The organism is Arcticibacterium sp. GJ41-1, assembly GCF_055808875.1.
This window is the reverse complement of record NZ_CM147888.1, coordinates 304327-329503: the sequence shown is the minus strand read 5'-3', so window position 1 is coordinate 329503 and position 25177 is coordinate 304327. Positions and strand designations below refer to the sequence as shown.

Annotated in this window: 17 protein-coding genes; 15 read left to right on the top strand and 2 right to left on the bottom strand. The window is 36.7% G+C overall.

Annotated elements, in window-relative coordinates; translation table 11 throughout:
- Nucleotides 1-30 precede the first annotated feature (30 nt).
- The 3 genes from AC0L6O_RS01390 to AC0L6O_RS01380 are packed head-to-tail and all read left to right on the top strand — an operon-like array spanning nucleotide 31 to nucleotide 4460.
- Entirely contained in the window at nucleotides 31-1212 is a 1182-nt protein-coding gene (locus tag AC0L6O_RS01390) for an anhydro-N-acetylmuramic acid kinase (protein WP_473305736.1), read from the top strand.
- A 52-nt stretch (nucleotides 1213-1264) separates the two neighbouring features.
- Nucleotides 1265-2821: a DUF1800 family protein gene (locus AC0L6O_RS01385; RefSeq protein ID WP_473305734.1), complete on the top strand. Its 1557-nt coding sequence runs from the start codon at nucleotides 1265-1267 to the stop codon at nucleotides 2819-2821.
- Between the two features lies 1 nt (nucleotide 2822).
- Nucleotides 2823-4460 carry a DUF1501 domain-containing protein gene (locus AC0L6O_RS01380; RefSeq protein WP_473305732.1) on the top strand — a complete coding sequence of 546 codons (1638 nt, stop codon included), beginning with the start codon at nucleotides 2823-2825 and terminating at the stop codon, nucleotides 4458-4460.
- 3 nt (nucleotides 4461-4463) lie between these two features.
- Here AC0L6O_RS01380 and msrA read toward each other — a convergent pair whose 3' ends face one another.
- Nucleotides 4464-4991 (bottom strand): peptide-methionine (S)-S-oxide reductase MsrA, encoded by a 528-nt coding sequence (gene msrA, locus AC0L6O_RS01375; RefSeq protein WP_473305730.1) that lies wholly within the window; start codon nucleotides 4989-4991, stop codon nucleotides 4464-4466.
- A 99-nt stretch (nucleotides 4992-5090) separates the two neighbouring features.
- Here msrA and AC0L6O_RS01370 point away from each other — a divergent pair, with 99 nt between their 5' ends.
- The 3 genes from AC0L6O_RS01370 to gldJ all read left to right on the top strand — a co-directional run bounded on the left by AC0L6O_RS01370 (nucleotide 5091) and on the right by gldJ (nucleotide 10748).
- Nucleotides 5091-5978 carry a PPK2 family polyphosphate kinase gene (locus tag AC0L6O_RS01370; RefSeq protein ID WP_473305729.1) on the top strand — a complete coding sequence of 296 codons (888 nt, stop codon included), beginning with the start codon at nucleotides 5091-5093 and terminating at the stop codon, nucleotides 5976-5978.
- 82 nt (nucleotides 5979-6060) lie between these two features.
- Complete coding sequence (mfd, locus tag AC0L6O_RS01365) at nucleotides 6061-9417, top strand: transcription-repair coupling factor (RefSeq protein ID WP_473305727.1); 3357 nt, start codon at nucleotides 6061-6063, stop codon at nucleotides 9415-9417.
- A gap of 71 nt (nucleotides 9418-9488) precedes the next feature.
- Nucleotides 9489-10748 carry a gliding motility lipoprotein GldJ gene (gene gldJ / locus AC0L6O_RS01360; RefSeq protein WP_473305726.1) on the top strand — a complete coding sequence of 420 codons (1260 nt, stop codon included), beginning with the start codon at nucleotides 9489-9491 and terminating at the stop codon, nucleotides 10746-10748.
- A 52-nt stretch (nucleotides 10749-10800) separates the two neighbouring features.
- Here gldJ and AC0L6O_RS01355 read toward each other — a convergent pair whose 3' ends face one another.
- Nucleotides 10801-11487 carry a ComF family protein gene (locus AC0L6O_RS01355; protein ID WP_473305724.1) on the bottom strand — a complete coding sequence of 229 codons (687 nt, stop codon included), beginning with the start codon at nucleotides 11485-11487 and terminating at the stop codon, nucleotides 10801-10803.
- Between the two features lie 11 nt (nucleotides 11488-11498).
- Between AC0L6O_RS01355 and AC0L6O_RS01350 the strand changes: the two genes are divergently transcribed.
- From AC0L6O_RS01350 to AC0L6O_RS01310, 9 genes are all read left to right on the top strand, one after another.
- Nucleotides 11499-11864, top strand: coding sequence for a hypothetical protein (locus AC0L6O_RS01350; RefSeq protein ID WP_341226461.1), 366 nt, complete (start codon nucleotides 11499-11501; stop codon nucleotides 11862-11864).
- Between the two features lie 9 nt (nucleotides 11865-11873).
- Nucleotides 11874-12638 carry an exodeoxyribonuclease III gene (locus tag AC0L6O_RS01345; RefSeq protein ID WP_473305723.1) on the top strand — a complete coding sequence of 255 codons (765 nt, stop codon included), beginning with the start codon at nucleotides 11874-11876 and terminating at the stop codon, nucleotides 12636-12638.
- A gap of 12 nt (nucleotides 12639-12650) precedes the next feature.
- Nucleotides 12651-15956, top strand: a complete 3306-nt coding sequence (locus AC0L6O_RS01340) for a DUF4175 family protein (RefSeq protein ID WP_473305722.1) — start codon at nucleotides 12651-12653, stop codon at nucleotides 15954-15956.
- 136 nt (nucleotides 15957-16092) lie between these two features.
- Entirely contained in the window at nucleotides 16093-17955 is a 1863-nt protein-coding gene (gene mnmG, locus AC0L6O_RS01335; protein ID WP_473305721.1) for a tRNA uridine-5-carboxymethylaminomethyl(34) synthesis enzyme MnmG, read from the top strand.
- A 4-nt stretch (nucleotides 17956-17959) separates the two neighbouring features.
- Nucleotides 17960-19558: an Ig-like domain-containing domain gene (locus AC0L6O_RS01330; protein ID WP_473305720.1), complete on the top strand. Its 1599-nt coding sequence runs from the start codon at nucleotides 17960-17962 to the stop codon at nucleotides 19556-19558.
- A gap of 396 nt (nucleotides 19559-19954) precedes the next feature.
- Nucleotides 19955-21754 carry a tetratricopeptide repeat protein gene (locus AC0L6O_RS01325; RefSeq protein WP_473305719.1) on the top strand — a complete coding sequence of 600 codons (1800 nt, stop codon included), beginning with the start codon at nucleotides 19955-19957 and terminating at the stop codon, nucleotides 21752-21754.
- A gap of 157 nt (nucleotides 21755-21911) precedes the next feature.
- Complete coding sequence (locus AC0L6O_RS01320) at nucleotides 21912-23030, top strand: MORN repeat-containing protein (RefSeq protein ID WP_473305718.1); 1119 nt, start codon at nucleotides 21912-21914, stop codon at nucleotides 23028-23030.
- Nucleotides 23031-23159: 129 nt separating this feature from the next.
- Nucleotides 23160-24005: an acetyl-CoA carboxylase, carboxyltransferase subunit beta gene (gene accD / locus AC0L6O_RS01315; protein ID WP_473305717.1), complete on the top strand. Its 846-nt coding sequence runs from the start codon at nucleotides 23160-23162 to the stop codon at nucleotides 24003-24005.
- A 268-nt stretch (nucleotides 24006-24273) separates the two neighbouring features.
- On the top strand, nucleotides 24274-25056 hold the full coding sequence (locus tag AC0L6O_RS01310) for a PIG-L deacetylase family protein (protein WP_473305716.1): 783 nt from the start codon (nucleotides 24274-24276) through the stop codon (nucleotides 25054-25056).
- Nucleotides 25057-25177 lie beyond the last annotated feature (121 nt).

The window sequence follows — 25177 nt, the reverse complement described above, 5'->3', positions numbered from 1 at the left end:
TTTGAGCTTAAGATTTATTAAGTTTGTGGCATGAACCCACAGATTGAAAAGCTCTATCAAGTTAGCCAAAAGCCATCTCGACTTATCATTGGTTTGATGTCAGGAACATCCATGGATGGGCTAGACGTGGCTTTGTGCAAATTTCATAACGCTGGTCAAAAAACAAGCGTAGAACTTCTTGAGTTTGAAACTGTTCCTTTTGACAAAAGCGTCAAGTCCGAAATAAGAAAAGTCTTTGCAAAGCAAAACATAGATTTTCCATTGTTATGCATGCTAAACCCTTGGATAGGGAATATGCACGGAGAAATGGTTAATAGTTGCCTTAAAAAATGGGCTATAAACGCCTCTGAAATTGACGCAATCGCTAGCCATGGGCAAACGGTGATGCATCAACCAAAAAGGCTTCACGGCTTAGAAAAATACCCAAACAGCACCCTGCAAATTGGAGATGGCGATCACCTTGCTATCAAAACAGGCATACTTACACTTTCTGACTTTAGACAAAAACACTGTGCTGCAGGTGGCGAAGGTGCTCCATTAGCTCTTTATGGAGATTATCTACTTTTCTCTTCAAATGAAGAAAACAGAGTTTTAATAAATATCGGAGGGATAGCCAACTTTACATACCTACCCTCAGACGGCAATTTCGACAAAGTTTTTGCCACCGATTCTGGGCCTGGGAACACAATTATTGATGCCTATGTCCAGAAGCATTTCAACCTTCCCTTTGACGATAATGCAGAAATAGCTAAAAAGGGAAAGCTGAATGAAACATTGCTCAAAAAACTAAAAGAACACCCTTATTTCACAGAGTCTATTCCTAAAACAACAGGGCCAGAACTCTTTAATTTAAGCTATATCGACCCATTAATTGGAAATTTAAGTAAAGAAGATGTTCTAAATACTTTATGCCATTTTACGGCAGATACCTTATGTGACTGCATCATAGAAAATGTGGCTTTAGAAGATAAAACAAACATTTACCTAAGTGGGGGCGGAATGCACAATCCTTTGATTGTAGAATTAATAAAACAAAGGCTTCCTAATATCGTTATTGACAAAATGGACGTCTTAGGCATTTCAGGAGATGCTAAAGAGGCTGTTCTTTTTGCGGCTTTAGCCAATGAAACTTTAGCAGGGAAAACAGGCTTCCAAAAACCAAGCGGAAATGGAAGTTCTTTTTATATGGGTAAAATATCGCTTCCAAATTAAAGAGTGACCTTACAAACAGCTAACTTAGCAATTTAGAATATTTTAGATTTTAATGGCAAATCCTACTAGCAGGCGAGCATTTTTTAATAGTCTTTTAGGTGGTTCAAATCAACTGGCCGTTAACAGCCTTGATGAGCATACCACTCCTTTAGACATTGCAGACGTATACCATCTTCTGAGGCGTTGCTGCTTCTCTGTAGATGATACTTTCGCAAAAACACTTGTAGGTAAATCGGCAAAAGAGGCTGTCAATTTATTGATAAATAATGCTCCCTCTTTAAATAAACCTGTACCAAATTTCGATTTAAATCAAGGCTTCAGAAATCCTAACTTACTTGGGCCAGGAAGTCCTGCATATCAAATGGAAAGGACTTTCAATCTAGAAACACACTTTCATCAAAACGATATTCTAAAAGATTGGTGGGTAAACCTGATGAAGGCCGACACCAAAAGTCTTTCGGAAAAAGTAACTTTCATGTGGCATGGTCACTTTACCACGCAGTATGAAGGAAACGAACCAATAGCAGCACAGTGGATTTACAGACAAAATGAACTGTTTAGAACCCTATTTTTGCCAAATTTCAAACTTTTCCTTGAGAAAGTAACTGTTGATGGTGCCATGCTGATGTACCTAAATGGGAACGAAAATGTGCGTGAAGCTCCAAATGAAAACTATGCTCGTGAGCTATTTGAGCTTTTTTCAATAGGAATAGATGATGGAAACTATACAGAAGATGACATTAGAGAAGCCGCCAAGGTTTTAACTGGCTGGAAGGCGAGTCACTTTATTGAAGACAATAGTCTATATAAGCCTTACTTTAACCCTGGCGACTATAGTACAGACGAAAAGGAAGTATTTGGAGTTAAATTTACAGTTGACTATGAAGTCAATAAAGACAATGCCTATAAAAATGCCATTGAAAAACTCTCAGCTGTTATTTTAGAGCAAAAAGGTGAGGCTGTTTCTAAATTTATGGCCATTAATTTATACAATTACTTTGTTTATAGCAAACCTATTACAGAAGAAAACAGTCTAATTAACGAGTTAGCAGAGCACTTCAGAAACTCAGGTTTTAATCTTAAAACAATGTTAGTTAAGTTATTGACCAGCAAACACTTTTTTGATGTAAACAATAGAGGCGTACAAATAAAAAACCATCTCGAGAACCTTATTTCCTTCTCACACCACTTTGGAATTGAAACAAATCAACTCAATAAGTGGTCTAAAGAATTTGGTTTAGAACCATTAAATCCCCCGAATGTTAGCGGCTGGACGGGTTACAGAAATTGGATAACTACTAAAACACTACCTGCTTATATTCACGAGTATAGTAAGATTATTACGGCTAAAACTAACTTAGAGATAGGGGAGTGGGCTGCTAAAAATGGAGGCTTTTTTGAGTCGAGAGCCTTGGTGGAAGATATCTCTCTCAAGTTGCTCGCCAAGCTACCAAACAGCGAAAGAATAGAAAAGCTTGAAAACGTACTTCTTGGCGGAGCCCCTTACTATGAGTGGCCAGAAATAGCACAAAACAAAGAAAACGCTGGGCTTCGTGTCAAAGCATTATTAAAAGCCATGTTTAAACTCCCCGATTTTTATTTGAATTAATATGGACAGAAGAAAATTCATAAAGAACACATCTGCCGGACTTGGAGCCATTGGAACCATGAAGGTGGGAGATATAAACTTATCCTCTTTTAACTCGCTGTACCAAGTAGGAGAAGAAAACGACAATATTCTGGTAGTGGTTCAGCTATTTGGTGGCAATGACGCTATAAACACCATTGTACCTTTTGAATGGCCAGATTATTACAATCGTTTCAGGCCAAGAATAAGTATTCCTAACAATGTCTGCCTACCTTTTGCAGACCCTAAAGATGGCTCTGCCATGCATCCTTCATTAGGAAGCGGGGTAAAAGGCGGCATGCACGGGCTTTATGAGGCGGGTAAGCTTTCAGTAATACAAGGCGTAGGATATAGTAAACCAAATCTTTCACATTTTAGGTCTACAGACATCTGGTTTTCTGGAATAGTACCTCAGTCTGACGGACAAGTCCTTTCTACCGGCTGGTTAGGAAGGTATTTTGACCAATATAAAAACGAAAACCTTCCTGAAAGTCCATATTGTATTCATGTAGGAGATAGTCCATTACTGATGTTTCAAGGTCAGGAAGAAGAAAATGCAATTTTACTTGAAGACCCAGAAGAGTTATTTGAAAGAGGGAAAGAAGTAGAAAGCGAAAAAATTGACGTTGATGAAAACTCTCTTTTCTCTGAAGAGTTTGACTATATAAACGACGTTGGAGTTAAAATAAATCACTTTTCAAAGTCTGTAAAAGAGGCTTTTGATAAAGGAAAGAATACAGAAACCTATCAAAACGACGGGCTTTCAAACCAAATGAAATTGGTTGCTAGACTTATTGATGGAGGTTTAAAAACCAAAGTCTATTCTGTAAGTCTTGGCGGATTTGATACACACTCTGGGCAGGGTGGTTTAGAAGGCGTTCATAGCTCGCTCCTTAAAAAAATGAGTGATGCCATTGCTTCTTTTCAGTCTGATATAGAGGCTCTTGGTCATTCAAAAAGGGTAATAGGAATGACCGTTTCGGAATTTGGAAGAAGACCATACGAAAACGGAAGTCAAGGTACAGACCACGGTACTTCTAATGTGATGTTTGCTTTTGGTGACCAAGTAAAGGGTCAAACCTTTGGTGGGAATGTAGCCTTTCTCCCTTTCTATGACCATGAAAACCTAGCCTACCGATACGACTTTCAAAGCATTTATCAAGAAGTGCTAAGAACTTGGTTTGGAGCATCTTCTTTCTTTACTGAGGAGATTTTAGGGGGAAAATTCGCTTTAATAGATCAGGTAGGCTTTTTAAAAGATACCGAAAAAGACGACTCTTTACCTGCACAGCCTGTTATTCCCGAGATCAATGTAGACCCACGTTCTCCTAGCAACCCATACAGCCCTTATAATGTATCGGAACAAGACGTTTTTAAAGCTTTTCCAAACCCTACAGTTGATGGAAAAATTGCTTTAAGTATGGTGCTTTATGTAGCCGCCAAAATTGAAATTACCCAATTTGATATCAAAGGAAAGCCCTATGGCGTTCTTCTCAAAAAAACCGATTACAGACAAGGTGCTTATGTGGTAAATCTTCAACTTAAAGGTGGTCATGGCTTTCATTTATTACACATAAAAGCCAATAACCGTAACCATTACCTGAAAGTTATCAGAATGTAATGCCTACTTTAAACGACTAGCAAACACCTTTTTAAACTTCTCTACCTTTGGTTTTACCACCATGGCACAGTAAGGGTTTTGCCCGTTTTCATTAAAGTAGTTTTGATGATAATCTTCTGCTGGGTAAAAAGTAGTAACTGGCTCTAATAGCGTTACTATTGGGTCATCAAAAACGTTTTCTTCTGTCAATTTTTTGATAATACCTTCAGCAATCAACTTTTGCTCCATATCATGATAAAAGATAGAAGAACGATACTGTGTTCCTACATCATTTCCTTGCCTATTTAACGTAGTAGGATTATGCGTTTTAAAAAACACCTCTAATAATTCCTCAAAGCTTATTATATCTTTATCAAAAGTTACTTTCAAAACCTCAGCATGGCCAGTTTCTCCAGTACAAATATCTTTATAAGACGGATTTTCTAAATGACCTCCCATATATCCAGAAACAGCCGTTTCTACACCTTTTAGATTTTGAAAAACTGCCTCTACACACCAGAAACAGCCTGCGGCCAATGTTGCTACGCTCATATTTTTATTCTCAGATTCCATATCGTTTTTGTAGATTGCTTACCTCTTTAGAACAAAAGGAAACCCCATTTTAGTTTAGAACTATTAAATAAAATATCAATGTCAAAAATAAAAGGTGATGACTATCTATTTGATGGAAAAGGTAAATTCAAAATAAACGAAGTTAAAACCAAAATAAAGGACTTTTATGAGGATAAAGCCGACTACTCTAGCCAATTAAAAGAACTTCAGTGCGAAATAGATGCTCTTCAAAATATGATGTATGCTCATGATAAATACGGCATGCTCGTAATTTTTCAAGCTATGGACGCCGCAGGAAAAGATGGCACTATGAAACGCGTTTTTGCGAATGTACACCCATTAGGTACAGCTTTTTATTCTTTTAAAAGACCGAGTTCTAAAGAATTAGACCATGATTTTATGTGGCGATGCTTCAAAGAACTTCCAGAAAGAGGGAAAATCAAGGTGTTTAATCGCTCTTATTATGAAGAGGTTTTGGTGGTAAAAGTTCATCCTGAAATATTAACTGACGTTCAAAAAATTCCTGCTGAAATTTCTAGCAAAAAAAATGTGTGGGAAAAGCGATATAAGGACATCAAAAACTTTGAAGAATACCTGACGAACAATGGCATTGTAGTGGTCAAATTTTTCCTAAATGTTTCTAAAAAAGAGCAGGGTGAAAGACTAATTGCCCGAATAAACGAACAAGAGAAAAACTGGAAATTTGAAGAAGGTGATATCAAAGAAAGAGGCTACTGGGACAACTATCAGCAAGCTTATGAGGACTTAATCAACGAAACGGCTACCAAAGATTGTCCTTGGCACATTGTTCCGGCTGACGATAAGAAGAACATGCGACTTATAGTGGCCAAAGTGCTTCAAGAAAAGCTTAAAACGCTTGACATTTCTTATCCAGAATCTAGCGATGAGCGGCAGAAGGAATTATTATCTTTTATTGATGTTATTAAAAAGCAAAACGAAGAGTAACATTTTGTCGTTAAATTTGTGAAGATAAAAAGACGCCCAATACTCGGAGCGTCTTTTCGGTATTTGAATACATTAGACTTACGTGGTAGCAGAAGAATTCCTTAAAATATTTCAAGAAGATAGTTTTGTTCAAAGCATAAACGAACAGCTAAAAGATAGCGATAGAGTCCAGATTGAAGGGCTTCACGGAAGCTTAGATGCTGTTTTGGCGGCTAGCTTCTATAAAAAGAAACCTTATTCAGGTCTCTTTATTCTACCCGAAAAAGAAGATGCTGCTTACTTTTATAATGACCTCCGAAATCTCTTAGGAGAGGAAGGTGTATTTTATTTTCCAGCTTCCTACAAAAGACTTTTTGAGTACCAAGAAATTGAAAATGCCAACGTTCTCTTACGTGCAGAACTCATTACTAAGCTAAATCAAGGCCTAGAAAATGCACTTATAGTTACTTATTCTGAAGCACTTACCGAAAAAGTTATCAACAAGAAAAGTCTAGTAGCCAACACTTTAAAACTACGAAGCGGTGAAACACTAGACCTTAACTTTATAACCGAATTACTGGTTTCATACGATTTTGAAAAGACTGACTTCGTTTACGAACCAGGTCAATTCTCTGTCCGTGGTGGTATTGTAGATATTTTTTCGTTTGCATCCGATAAGCCTGTTCGTTTAGAGCTTTGGGGCGACGAGATTGACACCATGCGTTTCTTTGACCCAGAAACACAGTTGTCTATAGAAACGCTAGAAGAAGTAACCATCATTCCGGATGTGGAGCATAAGCTCAAAACAGAAGAAAGAGAGTCATTCTTTGGCTTTTTGCCCAAAGATTCTCAAATCTGGGTTAAAGACGTTAACTATTGCCTAGAAATAGCAAAAGAGAACTTCGAAAGAGCCACGCTGTCTGTTGAAAGTATGGTGGAGAAAAGTGGCGATATTCAGATTGTTTTTGATGCCGACGAGAGCTTCTTGACAAGAAAACTCTTAAAGGACGACATTGAAAAGTTTAAAACTATAGAGTTTGGAAGGCGTTTCTTCTATAATCATTCGCTCAGACTAAACTATCCATCCAAATCTCAACCTTCGTTTAATAAGGAATTTAAGTTATTAATAGACGACATTTCTGAAAGACAGTCAAAAGGCTTTAGTACCGTAATTTGCTCCGACCAAAGCAAGCAATTAACAAGGTTAAAAAGAATATTTGAGGAGCTTGACCCTCAAAACAAATTCATACCTGGTAACTTTTCTTTAAGAGAAGGTTTTGTGGACCAACAGTCCAAAATAGTTTGTTATACAGACCATCAAATTTTTGAGCGTTATCACCGCTATAACGTCAAAGAGAAGTTTTCTAAGTCAAAAGCTATTACCATAAAAGAGCTTAAATCGCTCAAACCCGGTGATTTTGTCACGCATATCGACTACGGTATTGGTCGTTTTGCGGGTATGGAGTTTATTGACGTAAAAGGAAGAAAGCAAGAAGCTATCCGACTGATATATAAAGACAATGATTTGCTCTTTGTCAATATTCACTCCCTACATAAAATAGCCAAATATTCAGGAAAAGAAGGCCTTCCGCCTCCAATGAGTAAGCTTGGAACGGGAGATTGGGAAACCAAGAAAAGCAAGGTTAAAAGACAGGTTAAAGACATTGCAAAAGAGTTAATTGCTCTTTACGCTAAAAGAAGGGCTGCTCCAGGTTTTGCCTTCAGTCAAGATACTTACTTACAGATAGAATTAGAATCTTCTTTCCTTTATGACGACACGCCAGACCAAGCCAAGGCTACTGCCGACGTAAAAGAAGACATGGAAAAGCCGAACCCTATGGATAGGCTGGTTTGCGGTGATGTAGGCTTTGGTAAAACAGAAATAGCTATTAGAGCGGCCTTTAAGGCTGTAGCTGATGGGAAACAAGCTGCGGTACTAGTTCCAACTACCATTTTGGCCATGCAGCATGCCAAAACTTTCCGAGAAAGGCTAGAAAAAATGCCTGTGACGGTAGATTATCTTAACAGGTTTAAGTCAGCTGCAGATTCTACCAAGACTTTAAAAGAGCTAAAAGCTGGAAAAGTTGACATCATAATAGGCACCCATAGGCTGCTCAATAAAAAAATAGAGTTTAAAGACTTAGGCCTACTTGTTATTGATGAGGAGCAAAAGTTTGGTGTAAAAGCGAAGGATAGAATTAAAGAAATTAAGCATAATGTAGACGTGCTTACATTGACGGCTACGCCAATTCCGAGAACGCTCCATTTCTCCTTAATGGGTGCTCGAGATTTGTCAATAATTGCTACTCCGCCGCCAAATAGACAGCCCGTAACTACAGAAGTAAAGGTTTTTCAAGAAGAAGTTTTGAGAGATGCCCTTTCTCATGAGTTACAGCGAGGTGGACAAGCATTTTTTGTGCATAACCGTATTAAAGACATTGATTCCATAGGAAATATCATCATGAGACTGGTTCCTGACGCTAAAATTGGTGTGGCACATGGTCAAATGGATGGCGATAAGCTAGAAAAAATCATGATGTCCTTCATTGAAGGAGACATTGACATTCTTATTTCTACCAATATTATTGAGTCTGGATTAGATATTCCAAACGCCAATACCATCATCATTAACCAAGCACACATGTTTGGTATGTCTGATTTGCATCAAATGCGAGGTAGGGTAGGGCGTTCTAACAAAAAAGCATTCTGTTATCTGCTTACTCCGCCACTATCTGGTTTGACACGCGATTCTAGAAAAAGACTTCAAACATTGGAAGAATTCTCTGATTTAGGCGATGGCTTTAAAGTAGCCATGCGAGACCTAGACATTAGAGGTGCCGGAAACCTATTAGGTGCAGAGCAAAGCGGTTTCGTAAATGACTTGGGTTATGAACTTTATCACAAAATCCTTGATGATGCAGTTTCTGAATTAAAAGAAAACGAATTTAAGTCGCTGTTTGAAAAAGAACTTTCTGCAAAAGAATTTAAAGTAGAAGACTGTCAAATAGAGACAGACCAACAAATTCTTATTCCAGATAGTTATATCACCAATATTTCTGAAAGGTTATCCGTTTATAACTCTATTGACGGTTTAAAGACACAAGAGGAGCTTGATTCATTTAAAAATTCTATTCATGATAGGTTCGGAAAACTACCAAAAGAGGTGGAAGATCTATTTGAAATAGTAAGAATTAGATGGAAAGCCGAAACCCTTGGTTTTGAAAAACTAACATGGAAAAATAATATCCTGAAAGGCTATTTCGTTTCATCAAAGCATGTTGAATATTATCAAGCAGATAAATTTGGCAGAATTCTTGATTACGTTAAGGTGCACCCTAAAAAGTGCACACTGAAGCAAATCAAAGAAAAGCTAGTTTTGAGTGTTCAAAACGCTGATTCTATTCAAAAAATAGAGAGTTTCTTTGATTCTGTTTTAGAACATGTTGACAAAAAACAATAGAATTTACCTTCGGGTTAAACATTAATTACATTTGCGATTGCTTTCGCATGAAATAAATAAATAATAAACTAATGAAGAGACTATTTTTAGGTGCTTCACTTGTAGCTACATCGCTTTTCCTATTTACAGGCTGTAAAGAGAACAAAAGAACAAGTATGGAACCCGGTAAAACCAATGGTGCAACCGGCTTATCATACGGAGATAAAAAAACAGATGGCTATAAAGCCGAAAGTTTTGCAGGTCAGCCTGCGGCTCCAAATATGGTATTTATAGAAGGTGGTAGATTTACCATGGGTACAGTAGCTGAAGATATCACTTTTACAAGAGATAATCTTGAGAGAACAGTAACCGTTGCCTCTTTTTACATGGATGAGGCTGAAATCTCTAACATTGACTACTTATTTTACCTTTATAATATTCAGTCAGACTCAACTTCCGAGTTTTACGAATCTGCATTACCTGATACTACGGTATGGCAAAATTATATGTCTTTTAATGACCAATACGTTGATCATTACCTAAGATATCCTGGTTTTAGAATGTACCCTGTAGTTGGTGTTTCTTGGATTCAGGCATCAGATTATGCCACTTGGCGTTCAGCAGCTGTAAACAATTCTCTTGCCCAAGGTGGTGGAGAAAAGAAAAAAGGCATCTCTTTTGGTAAGAAAAAGAAAGCAGAAGAAGGTCTTGCAGAAGCTGCTCCAGTTTCTGACGGAGGACGTAAAGCAATTGAATCAGGGACTGTTCTTCCTAATTATAGACTTCCTACAGAGGCAGAATGGGAATATGCAGCTAAAGCTATGATTGGAACGCAGTATAATGATGAAAATCAGGCAAATCAAAGAATTTACCCTTGGGATGGCTCTTCTTTAAGACAAGATGGCGGAAGAGATAAAGGTATGATGATGGCTAACTTTAAGCGTGGTCGTGGAGATTATGCTGGTATAGCCGGTCGTCTAAACGATCAAAATATTATTACTGCTGAGGTTTATTCTTTTGAACCAAATGATTTCGGTCTTTATAACATGGCTGGAAACGTTAACGAGTGGGTATATGACTTATACCGTCCTGGTTCTTATCAAGACTTCAATGACCTGAATCCAATCAGAAGAAATGATTATCAAGATGAGGATGGTATGTATGATTCAAAAAACTATAACTCATTGATTGATAATAATCAGCGAGTTTATAAAGGTGGTTCTTGGGCTGATGTGGCCTATTGGTTATCTCCAGGAACTAGAAGATACATTGACCAAGATTCTTCTACTGCTACTATTGGTTTTAGATGTGCTATGATTTCTGTAGGTGCACCTGGTAAAAAGAAAATGTAATTCGTTTTAAAACGTGTTATTTAAAGCCTTGGTCGAAAGATCAAGGCTTTTTTTATAGGGCTGCCGCCAAAGTTAGAATGGATAATTCTGAACAACCTGCCTTTATCAATTCACCTCCCGCTATTTCTAGCGTTGCCCCTGTGGTTAACACATCATCTACCAGAGCTATTCTTTTCCCTTTTACTTCATCCGTGTTGGTTATACTAAATACACCCTCCATATTTTCAAATCTTTTATATCTCGATTTGTTCGTTTGGGTTTCTGTAAACTGATTTCTTATTAATAAACCGGTTCTAAATTCAATATTTAGCACTTCTGCAATACCTTCCGCTATTTGGTCGGCTTGGTTATAACCTCTCCGTTTTTGCTTGATGGGATGCAGCGGAATGGCTAATATTAGGTCTATTTCTTTATCAAATCCTAACGTTAACAATTGATTACCAAACCATTTTCCCATAAAATTGGCAAGTTCAGGACTGTTCTTATACTTTAGTTTATGCAAGATATTTTGAACTGGTCCGTTTTTGACAAATTGTAAAAATGAATAAGTATTTTTAATATTAAGCTTACCCCAGAACTTCTTATCTAACTTTACTTGTTCATTTTCGTGAAGAGCTATTTTGGGAAGCGAAAGGTTACACTTTATACAAATATGATTTTCATAGACTTGGAGTGTGCTAAAACATGCCGAACATAGCCGCGGATACATTAACTCTATTGCATATTGTAATGGATTCATATTGTTAAATTATGTCAAAAATAACTGATAACCAAGATGTTGAACAAAAGTGGAAGCATATTCTACTTTTCTTTAAGCAGACAATCGGGAAAAAGCCATCCGATTTGAAAGGTGTTTTATTTCTTATAGGTATTCAAGAATTGGGTAAAGGTCCTGAGCATTTTTCTAAGGAACAGAAGCAGGATCTTATACATATTGCCACTTGTAAAGTATTAAGCAAAGGAGGTTTCTATACGTTAATTGGTACGGATGAAGAGGGATGGCCACACTGGGAGTTAGTTAAAGAATTACCTCCTTTTGACCTATTTTCGCAAGAAAACCTACTGAAACACTACGTGATAGAGTATTTCAAAGACGAGATAGGTCTTCATATTTAAACACAATTAATGAAAATATTTACGTTTAACGTTAATGGAGTAAGAGCCGCAATTAAAAAAGGACTCATAGAATGGTTAGCTGAAGAAAAACCAGATATTCTCTGTTTACAAGAAATAAAACTGTCCGAGACAGAATTAGTGGAAGACCAATTCAAGGATCTTGGTTTTAACTGTTATTGGTACCCTGCCAAAAAAAGAGGGTATAGTGGTGTAGCCATTTTAACAAGGGTAAAACCCGAACTTATAGAATATGGAATAGATATTGAGCAATTTGACTTTGAAGGCAGGGTTATAACGGCTCATTTTAAGAGTTTTAGTTTAATCTGTGCGTATTTTCCATCAGGAACTACAGGAAGTATTAGGCAAGATCTTAAGATGGAATTTTTAGTTGAAATGGAACGCTATATTTCTAAGGTTCAAACTAAAACTAAAAACATAGTTTTATGTGGTGACGTGAATATTTGTCATACCGAAATAGATATTCATAATCCTAAGAGTAATAAGAACAGTTCTGGTTTTCTTCCCGAAGAGAGAGCGTGGGTTGGTTCCTTTTTAGATTTAGGGTTTATTGACACTTTTCGTCAATTCAATAAAGACCCACATCATTATACCTGGTGGTCTTATAGGGCGGGCTCACGTGGAAAAAACTTAGGTTGGCGTATTGACTACCTTTTTGCAAGCAAAGAAATGGAAGACAAACTTATGCATGCACAAATTCACCCTGAAATAAATATGTCAGACCATTGTCCCGTTTCGTTAGAGTTAAAGGATTAAAATATTGATAAAATGACTAGTTCAATTCAAACCCTTCTACAGAAAATAGAAGAGTACAAAGACAAATTCTATAAAAATCAGCTTTTAAAGGGTGGTTTGATAGCAGTTTCATTATTGGTCTCTTTGTTCCTTTTTGTCAATTTTATCGAATATTTTGGACGATTAGGAAGTGTTTTTCGTGGCATTCTTTTGCTACTTTTTATAGTGGTATCACTCTATACCCTAGTTTTCTTGATAGGCAAGCCCCTTTTACACTTCTTTAAAATGGGGAAAAGAGTTAGTAATAAAGACGCAGCAGCTGATATAGGTAAGTTTTTCCCTGAAATAGGGGACAGGCTACTTAACACCCTCCAATTGTCAGATAATAGCTCTAAGGACAATGCCCTTTTATTAGCCAGTATTGAACAAAAAAGTACTAAACTAAGTCCATTTCATTTTACCGACGCCGTAAACCTTAAAGAGAACCGCAAGTATCTCAAATACACATTACCTCCTTTGGTGATATTGCTATTTATTTCAGCCATTTCTCCTTCGTTTTTTAATAGTAGTGAACGAATTATTAATTTCCGCAAAGAATTTGTAGAAGAGGCCCCTTTCCAATTCAAAATTGTAAATGATAATCTGGAAGCATACAGAAATGAGGATTTTACGCTAGTCCTCAAACTTGATGGTGAAGCCATTCCTGAAGAAGTTTTTTTGATATACAATGAAAGACGATTCAGAATGAACAACACAGGTGACAATAGCTACTCATACACCTTCAATAAACTTCAACAAGGGGTTAATTTTAACTTTTTGGCATCTGGTTTTCAATCAGAACATCATGAATTAAGCCTTTTAAATAGGCCAGAACTGCTTTCTTTCGACATAGAAGCTCAATACCCCAAATATCTTGGCAAAAGCCCTGAAAGGCTCGAAAATGTAGGAAATTTGATAGTTCCAGAAGGAACCAACATCCGCTGGTTGTTTAATACACAATTTGCCGATTCTGTATCAGTCATTTTCAATCCAAACGCGACTTCTAGTGAACCCAGCATACTGGTAACTACTAAAAATCATTCAAATCAATTTTCTGTAAGAAAGAAAATGTCAGAATCTTCTGATTATAAGTTAATTATAAAAAATAATACAACGTATAACAACGAAAATATTGCCTATTATATCAACGTCATTCCTGATTTACACCCAAAAATTAAATTAGAGCAAATAAAAGACACTACTCTGTATAATTACATAGCTCTTGGTGGAAATATTGCCGACGATTACGGCCTTTCAAAGTTTCAATTAAAATACAAAAAGAAAGGTGCTGAAGGAGAGCCTTATAAAGCGGTAGATGTCAGTTTTAATAAAAATCAGCTTTCGCAGTCATTCTTTTATCAATTTGACGTAGCCTCTTTGGGTTTAGCCCAAGAAGATGAAATTGAATACTTTTTAGAAGTTTGGGATAATGATGGCGTCAATGGAGCCAAGTCTTCCAAAACTTCAATCATGACTTTCGGAATGCCGTCTTCTGCAGAATTTGATCAGGAGGTGGAAAAGCAAATAGAGCAAACTGAAAACAAAATGGATAAGCTGCTTCAAAAATCGAAGGAGCTTCAAAAAGATATTGACAAACTTGATCAAGATCTTAAGAGTAAAAAGAAATTAGAGTTTCAAGATAAAAAACGTCTTGAAGAACTAGTCAAAAAGCGTGAAGAAATGCTAAAGGATCTTAAAGATCTTCAAAAGCAGTTTGACCAAATGCAGGAAAAACAAAATCGTTTTCAAGAACAAAATCCTCAGACTCAAGAGAAGATGGAACAGCTCCAGAAACTTCTTAATGAGCTAATGCAAGATAAAGAGAATGAACTTTTCGAACAGCTGGAGGAAATGTTAAAGAAAAACGAAGATGAAAAAATTCAAGATCAACTTCAGAAAATGAAGGAGCAAGACAGAAACCTGAATAAGGATATTGACCGAGCTCTAAAGCTTTTCAAAAACATGCAGCTTAAACAAAAGGTAGAGCAGGTAGCTAAGGAATTAGAAAAGTTAGCTGAGAAACAAGAGGATCTTGCCGAAAAAACAGAAGAAAACAAAGACGCTACTAAAAACAAAGAACTCAAAAAAGAGCAGGAAAAACTGAGTAAAGAGTTTGAAGAGAAGAAGGAAAAACTAGAGGATATCCGAAAGTTGAGCAAAGAGTTACGCAAAGAGATGGATATCGACAAAGAGAAACAGGAGGAAACATCTGAAGAACAAAAGAAAGCCGAAGACAGCTTAGAAAAGCAAGAGAATTCCAAGTCGAGTAAAGCTCAAAAGAAAGCTGCTCAAAACATGAAATCTATGGCAGCAAAAATGTCAGAGTCTATGAAGTCTGCAGAAATGAAACAGCTAGATATTGACCTTGAAGCTTTAAGAGCTATTCTAGAAAACCTAGTTACACTCTCTTTTGACCAAGAGCAAGCAATGAAAGATTTAAAAGGCCTATCTAAATCCGACCCTCGCTTCATTGATCTTTCTCAGCAACAGTTAAAACTTACTGACGATGCACAGGTAATAGAAGATAGTCTTTACTCTTTGGCCCAGCGTGTCATGCAAATAGAATCCTTTGTTACTAAAGAAGTAACTGCCATGAAGAATAGCATGGACCAATCTATCCAATTACTTAAAGATAGAAGTCTACCAAAGGCCGCTGCCAAACAGCAGTTCTCTATGACCTCTATTAATAACTTGGCTCTAATGCTCAGTGATACCTTTAATCAAATGCAAGAGATGATGGCTATGTCTATGCCCGGAAGCGGGAAGGGAGGAAAGAAAGGAAGTATGCCAATGCCCGGTATTGGTGAACAACAAAAGAGTCTTAATGAAAAAATGAAGAGCTTAGGTCAAAGCGGGAAGAAGGGCTCAGAGCTATCAAAAGAATTAGCTAAACTAGCCAACGAACAGGCTCAAATCAGAAAGCAGTTAGAAAAAATGCAAGAGTCATTAAATGGTACTGAGGCAGGGAAGAAAGTAGGGGATGAGTTAAAAAAACTACAAAAAGAGATGGACGCTGCCGAGAATGAAATTATCAATAAGAGAGTTAATTCTGAATTAATAAAGCGACAATTAAAACTTGAAACTAGATTACTAGAGGTAGAAAAGGCAGTTAAAGAACAAGAGCTAGACCCAAAGCGGAAAGCCAAAACAGCCCTAAACTTTGAAAGAGAATCACCGCCATCTTTAGAGAGTTTTATGAAAGAGAAAGAAAAACAAGTAGAACTTATAAGGACTACTCCACCTAATTTCACTCCATTCTATAAGCGTGAAACAGATAATTATTTCAGGAGAATTAACTAATCAGCCCATTACATAAATTTGCAATGGCTTAAAAATTGGTGTTTAAGCACCTTATTAAAACAATAAAACGACAGTGTTTCACGTGGAACTAATAAGTACTAAATAACGAAAGGTTTCACGTGGAACAGTAATATATATGTTTCCAAAATACGATGTAATAGTGGTAGGGGCAGGACATGCCGGATGTGAAGCTGCACACGCAGCCGCTACCATGGGTTCTAAGGTTTTACTTATAACTATGAACCTTCAAACCATAGCCCAAATGTCATGTAATCCCGCAATGGGTGGAGTGGCAAAAGGGCAAATAGTAAGAGAAATTGATGCCCTTGGTGGAATGTCAGGTATTATATCTGATGAAACCATGATTCAATTCAGGATGCTTAATAGATCAAAAGGACCCGCTATGTGGAGTCCAAGATGTCAAAGTGATAGGCAAAAGTTCGCTGAACTATGGCGATATAAACTAGAACAGAATCCAAACGTTGACTTCTGGCAAGAGATGGTTACTGGACTTATCACGGAAGATGGTGTCGCCACTGGTGTAAAAACATCACTTGGTTTAGAAATAAAAGCAAGCTCCGTTATTCTTACAAATGGTACTTTTCTTAATGGTCTAATCCATATTGGTGAGAAACAATTTGGTGGTGGCAGAGCAGGGGAAAGTAGTTCAATTGGAATAACTGCAGACCTAATTAAACTAGGTTTTCAGTCAGGGAGAATGAAAACAGGAACACCTCCAAGAGTTGATCAACGTTCCATTAACTTCCAAAAGATGGAAGAACAACTAGGTGACGAACAGCCAGAAAGATTTTCATACACAGATACCAATATTACAACCGACCAAAAAAGCTGCTGGATATCCTTCACTAACCTAGCCGTTCATGAAGAACTCAAAAAAGGCTTCGATAAATCGCCAATGTTTAATGGGAGAATTCAAGGTCTTGGTCCTAGATACTGCCCTTCAGTAGAAGACAAAATAAACCGATTTGCTGATAAAGACAGTCATCAAATATTCCTAGAACCAGAAGGACGAGATACCGTAGAAATGTACGTCAATGGATTTTCCACCTCGCTTCCAGAAGATATCCAGTATAAGGCACTAAGGAAAATTCCTGGCTTCGAAAACGTTAAAATGTTTAGACCGGGTTATGCCATTGAATACGATTTTTTCCAACCAACCCAACTGAATTCTACCTTAGAAACTCAACTAGTAAGTAATCTATATTTCGCCGGTCAGATAAACGGTACTACTGGATATGAAGAAGCAGGTTCCCAAGGATTGATGGCAGGAATTAACGCTCACCAAAAAGTACATAACAAAGAACCTTTTGTTCTTAAAAGAAATGAAGCGTACATCGGAGTACTCATAGATGACCTTACTAACAAAGGCACCGATGAACCTTACAGAATGTTTACTTCAAGAGCTGAGTTTAGAACATTGCTCCGCCAAGATAATGCAGATATCAGGTTAACTAAAAAATCAAATGATATAGGATTAGCGTCTGATACAAGATTAGAAAAGGTAAACCATAAGATAGAATCCTCTCAAAACTTGATGAAAGAACTCAGTACTATCAAAGTAGAACCAGTTCAGGTCAACGATTACTTAAGTGAAAACAAGTCATCAAAACTTAGAGAAAAGACAACGCTTAATAATCTACTGAAAAGACCCGAGTTGAATATTGATAATCTTAGAGCAATATCTCCAGAACTAGACACTTTACTTCTAACGCTAACACCTGAAGTAGCACAACAAGCTGAGATTAATATTAAGTATGAAAGATATATAGAGAAAGAAGTCACCATGGCAGAAAAGATGAATAAGCTAGAAAACTTGTCTATCAATCCTGACTTCGATTATAGCAAATTGACCTCTCTCTCTTATGAAGCAAGACACAAACTTAAAGATATCAAACCTGAAACATTAGGGCAAGCTTCTCGCATAAGTGGTGTTTCACCTGCAGATATTTCTGTTCTTATGATATTCCTTGGTCGTTAAAAAAATGAAACGCATCTATACTCTTCTTTCCCTCTCTATACTAATAAGCAGCTGTGCTCAGTTTGTTCCACCTACTGGTGGGCCTAAAGACGAGGATCCTCCTGAACTAGTGTCTTCTTACCCTGAAAATAAAACACTTCGGTTTAAAGAGAAAACTATAAATCTCGTTTTTAATGAGTTAATAGACGCTACGTCTTTGAGACAAGAGTTAATAATAACACCAAGTCAAAAGGGAATCTATAGTTTAAAGGCTAAACCATTTAGTATAGAATTAAAATTTGATGATGACTTTAATGACAGCACTACATACACCTTAAATTTCAGAGACGGCATAAAAGACTTGAATGAAAAAAATCCAGCCAAAAACCTAAAACTAGTATTTAGCACTGGTTCAGAAATTGATTCACTAGGTCTTAGTGGAAAAATCACAAACCTATGGACGGGCCTACCAAGTAAAGAAACCTTGGTAGGCATTTATGATCTAAACACAGATGATACGCTCCCTTTACTTGACCGTAAACCATCTTACTTTACAGAAACAGATACCTCAGGAAATTATGTCTTTGAAAATATAAAATCATCTTCTTACAGACTATTAAGTTTTTCTGATAAAAACCAGAATCTAATATTCGATAGTAAAAACGAACTATTCGGATTTCATCCAGACACTTTAAAGCTTCATAGTATACTCACCAATCTTGACATTAAGATTTATCCATATAATACCAAACCTCCAAAAATAAAAAGAAGCTTGTCAAGACAATCAAACTTCTCAGTAACTTTTGACAAAGCTGTAAAAAATATAAATGTTGAATTTTTAAACACACCTGATAGCTTAACCTATCAAAAACGCGATGAAGAACTCCTATTTTTTAACCATCCCTACACTACTGATACAACATTAACTAAAATAATAGTTTTAGACTCTGCCAATAATATTCTTGAAGACACACTTAAAATATATTTCAATACCAATATTAAAAGCGAGCCTAAACCCGAAGTACTTTCAATTTCCAATAAAACTATAAAGTCAAACAGTATCATAAAAAAGCCAAGTAGATACTTACTTGACTTTCAATTTCCGATTACGAATATTGACACCTCAAAAATCACGATAACCGCAGACACCACTACAAAAGAAGAATTTACATTAAACTGGATAGATAAATCTCAAACACAACTTCAGATAGATTTTAACAGTTCTGCCATGCGTGAAATATCACTAAGTATAGAAGAAGGTGCCATAACTAACTATAAATCAGATACTAATAGGACTTATCAACTTATCAACAAACTTTATCAACAGGACTCTTACGGTAGTATATCCGGTAGGTATGATAAGTTTAAAGGTCAAAAAATTGTTGAAGTATTAAACTTTAAGAACCTTAGTATAATTGATAGTCAGATATTTACAGAAGAATATAGTTTTCCTGAGTTAATTCCAGGTGTGTATAAACTAAGAATAATAGAAGATGCCAATTCGAATGGCCAATGGGATACCGGCGACTTTGAACAGAATAATCTTCCAGAAAAGATTGTTATATCTAAGGGAGAAATAAAACTTAAGGCAAACTTCGAATTAAACGATATTAAAATAGAATGATGTTGGTAACCCTGTAGATAACCCAAATTAGACGGTGCAAAACCTATTAAAACATTGGGGATAAAAAACGACTTACAGAAATCAACATCAAAACCGGTGGATGAATCCACATAAGATAGAGTTATACTCAATTTAGTTAAAACATATATACACACATATCTTGCTAATATTAACATCAAAACTAACTGACTTTAAAAATGCAAACCTTGGTGGAGAATATCTTAAGCATCTAAAAATCAAATATCTAAATGTGGAATAAATATTGAACTATCCACATCAGTAAAACCATTAAGAACAATTAGAATTAACAATAGAATTCTAAGAAAAAGATAAGCACATATCCACAGCCCTAGTAATTAATAATAATAAATAAATACATATTCTTATTTTTAATATATGAAGAGATTTATAAGCCTAATGATAATAATAATGTCTGTTGCGGCGGCTCACGGCCAAAGCTTAGAATTGGGCAACGAATATTATAATAAAGGGGAATATGAAAAGGCAGCAGAAATTTTCGATAAGCTTAGTAGGAAGAAAGAGAATGGAAGACTTATTCACGATAACTACTTAAATAGTCTTATTCGTTTAAAACAGTTTGATAAGGCAAAAGACTTCCTTAGACAAGAGATAAAGACCTATCCTGATGTGGTGGTTTATGAAGCGGACTTAGCGTATTTGATAGAGGTTTCTGGGGACCAGGCGGGTGCTGATATAGCATATCAAGAACTTATTGACAAAGCTTCGCAAAAGGATTCTTATGTGTACCAACTTCAAAATTTCTTTTACAAAACAAATAAGATCAATTTATTGATTGATATGCTGCTTAAATCAAGGTTGAGGTCAAAATCCGACGATAAGCATAACATTCATTTGGCAAGGGCGTATTTGTTTGCTGGCAAAAAAGATAAAATGTTGGAAGAGGTTTTTTCCTATGGAATTAAACATAGGAATTCGGATTATGTAGAAAGAACCATTCAGGATAATGTAAAGGAGGATAAGGAAATTGAAATGTTGGAGCGTTTACTCTACACGAAAATTCAAGACAACCCTGATGAGTTTTATTATAACGAAATTTTGATTTGGCACTTTGTGCAACAAAAACAATTTTCGCGAGCTTTTACACAAGCCAGAGCTTTGGATAGAAGATTGGAATTGGGAGGGCGTAAGGTTTTTGAGTTAGCAGGTTTGGCTTATACAAATGGTCAGTTTAGAGATGCTGCTAGAATGTATCAGTATGTCATGACCGAATACCCACAAGGTGATTTTTATCCCTACGCACGAAGATGGAATATTCAGTGCCGTGAACAATTGGTGAAAAATACCTTCCCGATTGATGAAACAGAAATCTTAGAGTTGATAAGTCAATACGAGTTGTTGATAAAGGACCTAGGCCTGACGCCTAAAACAATAGACGCACTGCGTAACATGGCTTTATTGTATGCCTTCTACCTAGACGACCAAGATCGTGCGGTAGAAGTCCTAGAAATGGCTATTTCGGAAGCTGGTTCTAATATCAAATTTAAAGACCAATGCAAACTAGACTTAGGAGATATCTACATTCTGAAAGAAGAACCTTGGGAATCCACATTGCTTTATATGCAAGTGGAAAAGTCTCAAAAAGAGGATTTTCTAGGAGAAACAGCAAAGCTTAAAAATGCTAAACTGCATTATTACACTGGGGAGTTTGACTTGTCAAAAGACATTCTGAACATATTAAAGAAGGCAACCACTAGAGAAATTGCAAATGATGCTATGCAGCTCAGTTTACTTATTCAGGATAATTTGGGGCTTGATACTACGGATGCCGCCATAAGTGCATATTCCGCCGTTGATTTACTCTTATTTCAGAACAGAAACGAAGAGGCTTTATTAAAACTTGATTCTCTTTTTGATATTTATAAAACTCATTCTTTGGCAGATGAAATTCTTTGGCTTAGAGCAAATACTAATTACAAACTAGATAGGGTAGATGCTGCTATCAGTGACCTGAATGTCTTACTGGAGAACTATAAATATGATATTCTTGCTGATGATGCTTTGTATAAATTGGCCAAGATTTATGATGAAAAGTTAGGTGAGAATACAAAAGCGATGGCTTTGTACCGCCAAATTTTAACTGATTTTCCAGGTAGTATTTTTGGGGCTGACGCCAGAAAAAGGTTCCGAGAACTTAGAGGGGATTTTGTCTACTAAAATTTAGTTCCACGTGGAATAAGCTACGCTTTTCGTTAGTTTTTGATGCAAATTGAGTCAAAAATTACCTTTTCTGTGAATCAAGATTTCTGATCTTTTAAAATAAAATTTTGATTGCAGGCGTTGGTATATTGCTATCAATTCAAAAGGCTAAAGAATGTCCCTTCCAAAATTATTAAGCTTACTAATTTTATTCTCTACTTCCGTCAATTTAGCTATTGCTCAAGAGGAAGAAAAACTCGATAAATCAAACTTTGTTTGCAGCTACACGGCAGGTGTTATAAATGAAAAATCAATTTGTAGCATGCTTGGTTTTAGAACCAGGCCAGAGGCTCAAAAAGCGGTTGAAAGAATAGTGAGTAGGTCTGGATTGAAGCAAAACTTTTATGTAATGGAGTGTCCTAACATTGACAATTGTTTTGCGGCAGCTAGAAACGGAGAACGCCTAATAGTGTACGACGCCAGTTTTATGCGTAGGGTAAATAGCATTACTAATACCGACTGGGGAGCTATGAGTATTTTGGCTCATGAAATAGGGCACCATTTACAGGGTCACACCCTTAAGCAAGGCGGCTCCGACCCAAATAGAGAATTAGAAGCAGATGAATTTTCTGGTTTTGTGATGTACCAAATGGGTGCAAGTTTGAAGGAAGCTCAGTCTGCCATCTGGAAAATGACAACGGATTATGATACCGGTAGTCACCCCCCAAGAAGAAAAAGAATGACAGCAATAAAGCGTGGCTATGAAAATGCCCAAGGCATGTATCCAAGATTAAGTGCTGAGCCAGAGCCAGAAATTGAAAGAGAAGTTCCAAAGACAGAACCAGTAGTTAGAAAACCAGAAATAGTTAAGGTTCCTGCCAAGCCAAGAAACGTGATTACGGTAAAAACTGGATGTATAGAAGGAAACTGCAGCCAAGGTTACGGTGTGGCCGTCAATAGAAAAACCCTAGAGAAATATGCAGGTAACTGGAAAAATGGAAGAAGGGTAGGGTACGGAATAGAATACTATGCCGACAACAGAAAGAAATATGAAGGTGATTTTTCTGGAAGCAATTTCCATGGCTACGGCACCTACTATTTTAAAGATGGAAGTAAATACGTGGGTAAGTTCAAACAGGGTCTTATGCATGATGATAAAGCCACTTTTTACTATCAAAACGGAGATCGGCTTTATATTCGCTATGTGAATGGGAAAAAGGAAGGAAAAGGACGTGTTATCTATTATGGTGGCGTACAAGGAACCATATTTTTTGAAAACGATATTGAAAGATAAGTAAGTGGATTTCGGCTTACGTGCAGCTAACTAGCCACTTCATAAAGGGTATTTCTAATTATCTGCTAACTAGATTCAGGTTCTTAGCAGTACCCTTTATATATTTGCCCCTCAATCAACATTTAATTTATGTCTTGGTTTCAACGTACAGGAAAAGGAATTAACACCCCTACGGAGCTTAAAAGAGAAGCACCTGATGGATTGTGGTATCAGTGCCCAGAATGCAAACAAGCTACGCATACTAGGGAACACAAGCAGAACTCTTTCACCTGTATTCATTGTAATTATCACGAAAAACTAGGTTCAGAGGCTTATTTCCAATTGCTTTTTGACGAAGGAAAATATACAGAGCTAGACGCAAATATGCGTTCTGCAGACCCTTTAGAGTTTGTGGATACTAAAGCTTATCCTGATAGAATTGTTCAAACAGAAAAAAAATCGGGATTAGTAGATGCTTGCCGTACGGCAGAAGGTATAATGCACGGTAAGGCCATCACCATTTCGTGTATGGACTTCGGTTTTATTGGTGGTTCTATGGGTTCTGTGGTAGGAGAGAAGATAGCTAGAGGAATAGATAACTCTTTAAAGAAGAAAATTCCTTTCTTAATGATTTCAAAATCTGGTGGAGCCAGAATGATGGAAGCAGGTTTCTCTTTAATGCAGATGGCAAAAACATCAGCAAAGTTGGCCCTGTTAGATAGAGCAGGAATTCCTTATATATCTTTATTGACAGATCCAACTACAGGAGGTGTAACAGCTTCTTTTGCAATGTTAGGAGATTTCAACATTGCTGAGCCAGGTTCGTTAATTGGTTTTGCAGGACCAAGAATTATAAAAGAAACAATAGGGAAAGACCTTCCTAAAGACTTCCAAACAGCAGAATTTATTCTAGATCATGGCTTTTTGGACTTCATTGTAGATAGAAAAGACCTAAAAGATAAAATGGCCAGCTTACTGGCAATGATTTATAAGTAAGAAGCTTATTTATCCATAAAATTGAAAAGCCGCAATCGACGATTGCGGCTTTTTTTGTTTTTAAAATTTGTGAAAAAATAGCTGCATCGGAGCGATATATCGGTAAAAAAACTAAACTCAGAGATTCAATTTGCTTGTCGTGATTTTGAACCAAAATCACGACAAACGTTTCATTTAAGACTGAAATGATGCATTCTTGGATGTTTACCACTCAAATGATTATCTTTAAAATACCCTAGCTGTATTAGAAAAAATCAACCTTATAATAATGACCAATAAACTACTACAAATTCTATCCCTCCTAGTTCTAACAACGGCTTGTCAAACTAAGAAAACAAACCCAAGGACAATCTTAGCGGTAGTAGCTCATCCTGACGATGAAACAACAATAAGCCCTGTTCTGGCTAAATACGCCGCTACGGACTCAGTTTACCTAATCATTGCGACAGACGGGCAATATGGAATAACCGACCACGCAGCAATTCCTGCAGGAGACTCCTTGGTGGCTATAAGAAACGAAGAAGCAAAATGCTCCTGTGCTAAAATGGGAATTCATGAACCTATACGACTAGGTATTCAAGATGGAATGGGGCTAAACGGACATGGTGATTTCTATGAGCAAGAACCTATGTTGAAAGAAAGGTTACTGGATGAAATATTAAGAATTAATCCTGATGTAATAGTCACATTTGGACCAGATGGCGACACTGGACATCCAGACCATCGCATGGTAGGTTTAGTAACTACCGAGCTCTTACTTAGAGAGAATTTGACTGATAAAATGGACCTTTATTACTTAGGTTGGACAGAAGAACAAACAGAGAAATACAAAGCCTGGAACCTGAATTATTCCGCCATAGAAAGCTTTAACACAGTAATATCATTTTCAGACGAAGATGAAGCAAAGTCAAATGAAGCGATACGCTGTCATGAAAGCCAATTCACAAAAGAGGAAATGGATAAGTGGATTTCGACCGAGTTAGCAGACGATTCAAACGTGCTGTACTTCCGAAAATTTGCGATGGATAAGGAGATTAGAAAGGGCTTTTGAGGTAATTTAAAGGAGAGAGGTTATAAATAGCTAGTGGTGTAGTACTTTGAGAGAGAAAAATTAGGTGGCTTAACCTAAAAGCAAAAACCCCAATCTCTCGATTAGGGCTTTCTTTTTATAG

What these genes read in the sequence shown, in the direction of transcription:
- AC0L6O_RS01390 (WP_473305736.1), top strand. Translation starts at nt 31, where the DNA reads ATGAACCCACAGATTGAAAAGCTCTATCAAGTTAGCCAAAAGCCATCT.
- AC0L6O_RS01385 (WP_473305734.1), top strand. Translation starts at nt 1,265, where the DNA reads ATGGCAAATCCTACTAGCAGGCGAGCATTTTTTAATAGTCTTTTAGGT.
- AC0L6O_RS01380 (WP_473305732.1), top strand. Translation starts at nt 2,823, where the DNA reads ATGGACAGAAGAAAATTCATAAAGAACACATCTGCCGGACTTGGAGCC.
- msrA (WP_473305730.1), bottom strand. Translation starts at nt 4,991, where the DNA reads ATGAGCGTAGCAACATTGGCCGCAGGCTGTTTCTGGTGTGTAGAGGCA.
- AC0L6O_RS01370 (WP_473305729.1), top strand. Translation starts at nt 5,091, where the DNA reads ATGTCAAAAATAAAAGGTGATGACTATCTATTTGATGGAAAAGGTAAA.
- gldJ (WP_473305726.1), top strand. Translation starts at nt 9,489, where the DNA reads ATGAAGAGACTATTTTTAGGTGCTTCACTTGTAGCTACATCGCTTTTC.
- AC0L6O_RS01355 (WP_473305724.1), bottom strand. Translation starts at nt 11,487, where the DNA reads ATGAATCCATTACAATATGCAATAGAGTTAATGTATCCGCGGCTATGT.
- AC0L6O_RS01350 (WP_341226461.1), top strand. Translation starts at nt 11,499, where the DNA reads ATGTCAAAAATAACTGATAACCAAGATGTTGAACAAAAGTGGAAGCAT.
- AC0L6O_RS01345 (WP_473305723.1), top strand. Translation starts at nt 11,874, where the DNA reads ATGAAAATATTTACGTTTAACGTTAATGGAGTAAGAGCCGCAATTAAA.
- AC0L6O_RS01340 (WP_473305722.1), top strand. Translation starts at nt 12,651, where the DNA reads ATGACTAGTTCAATTCAAACCCTTCTACAGAAAATAGAAGAGTACAAA.
- mnmG (WP_473305721.1), top strand. Translation starts at nt 16,093, where the DNA reads ATGTTTCCAAAATACGATGTAATAGTGGTAGGGGCAGGACATGCCGGA.
- AC0L6O_RS01330 (WP_473305720.1), top strand. Translation starts at nt 17,960, where the DNA reads ATGAAACGCATCTATACTCTTCTTTCCCTCTCTATACTAATAAGCAGC.
- AC0L6O_RS01325 (WP_473305719.1), top strand. Translation starts at nt 19,955, where the DNA reads ATGAAGAGATTTATAAGCCTAATGATAATAATAATGTCTGTTGCGGCG.
- AC0L6O_RS01320 (WP_473305718.1), top strand. Translation starts at nt 21,912, where the DNA reads ATGTCCCTTCCAAAATTATTAAGCTTACTAATTTTATTCTCTACTTCC.
- accD (WP_473305717.1), top strand. Translation starts at nt 23,160, where the DNA reads ATGTCTTGGTTTCAACGTACAGGAAAAGGAATTAACACCCCTACGGAG.
- AC0L6O_RS01310 (WP_473305716.1), top strand. Translation starts at nt 24,274, where the DNA reads ATGACCAATAAACTACTACAAATTCTATCCCTCCTAGTTCTAACAACG.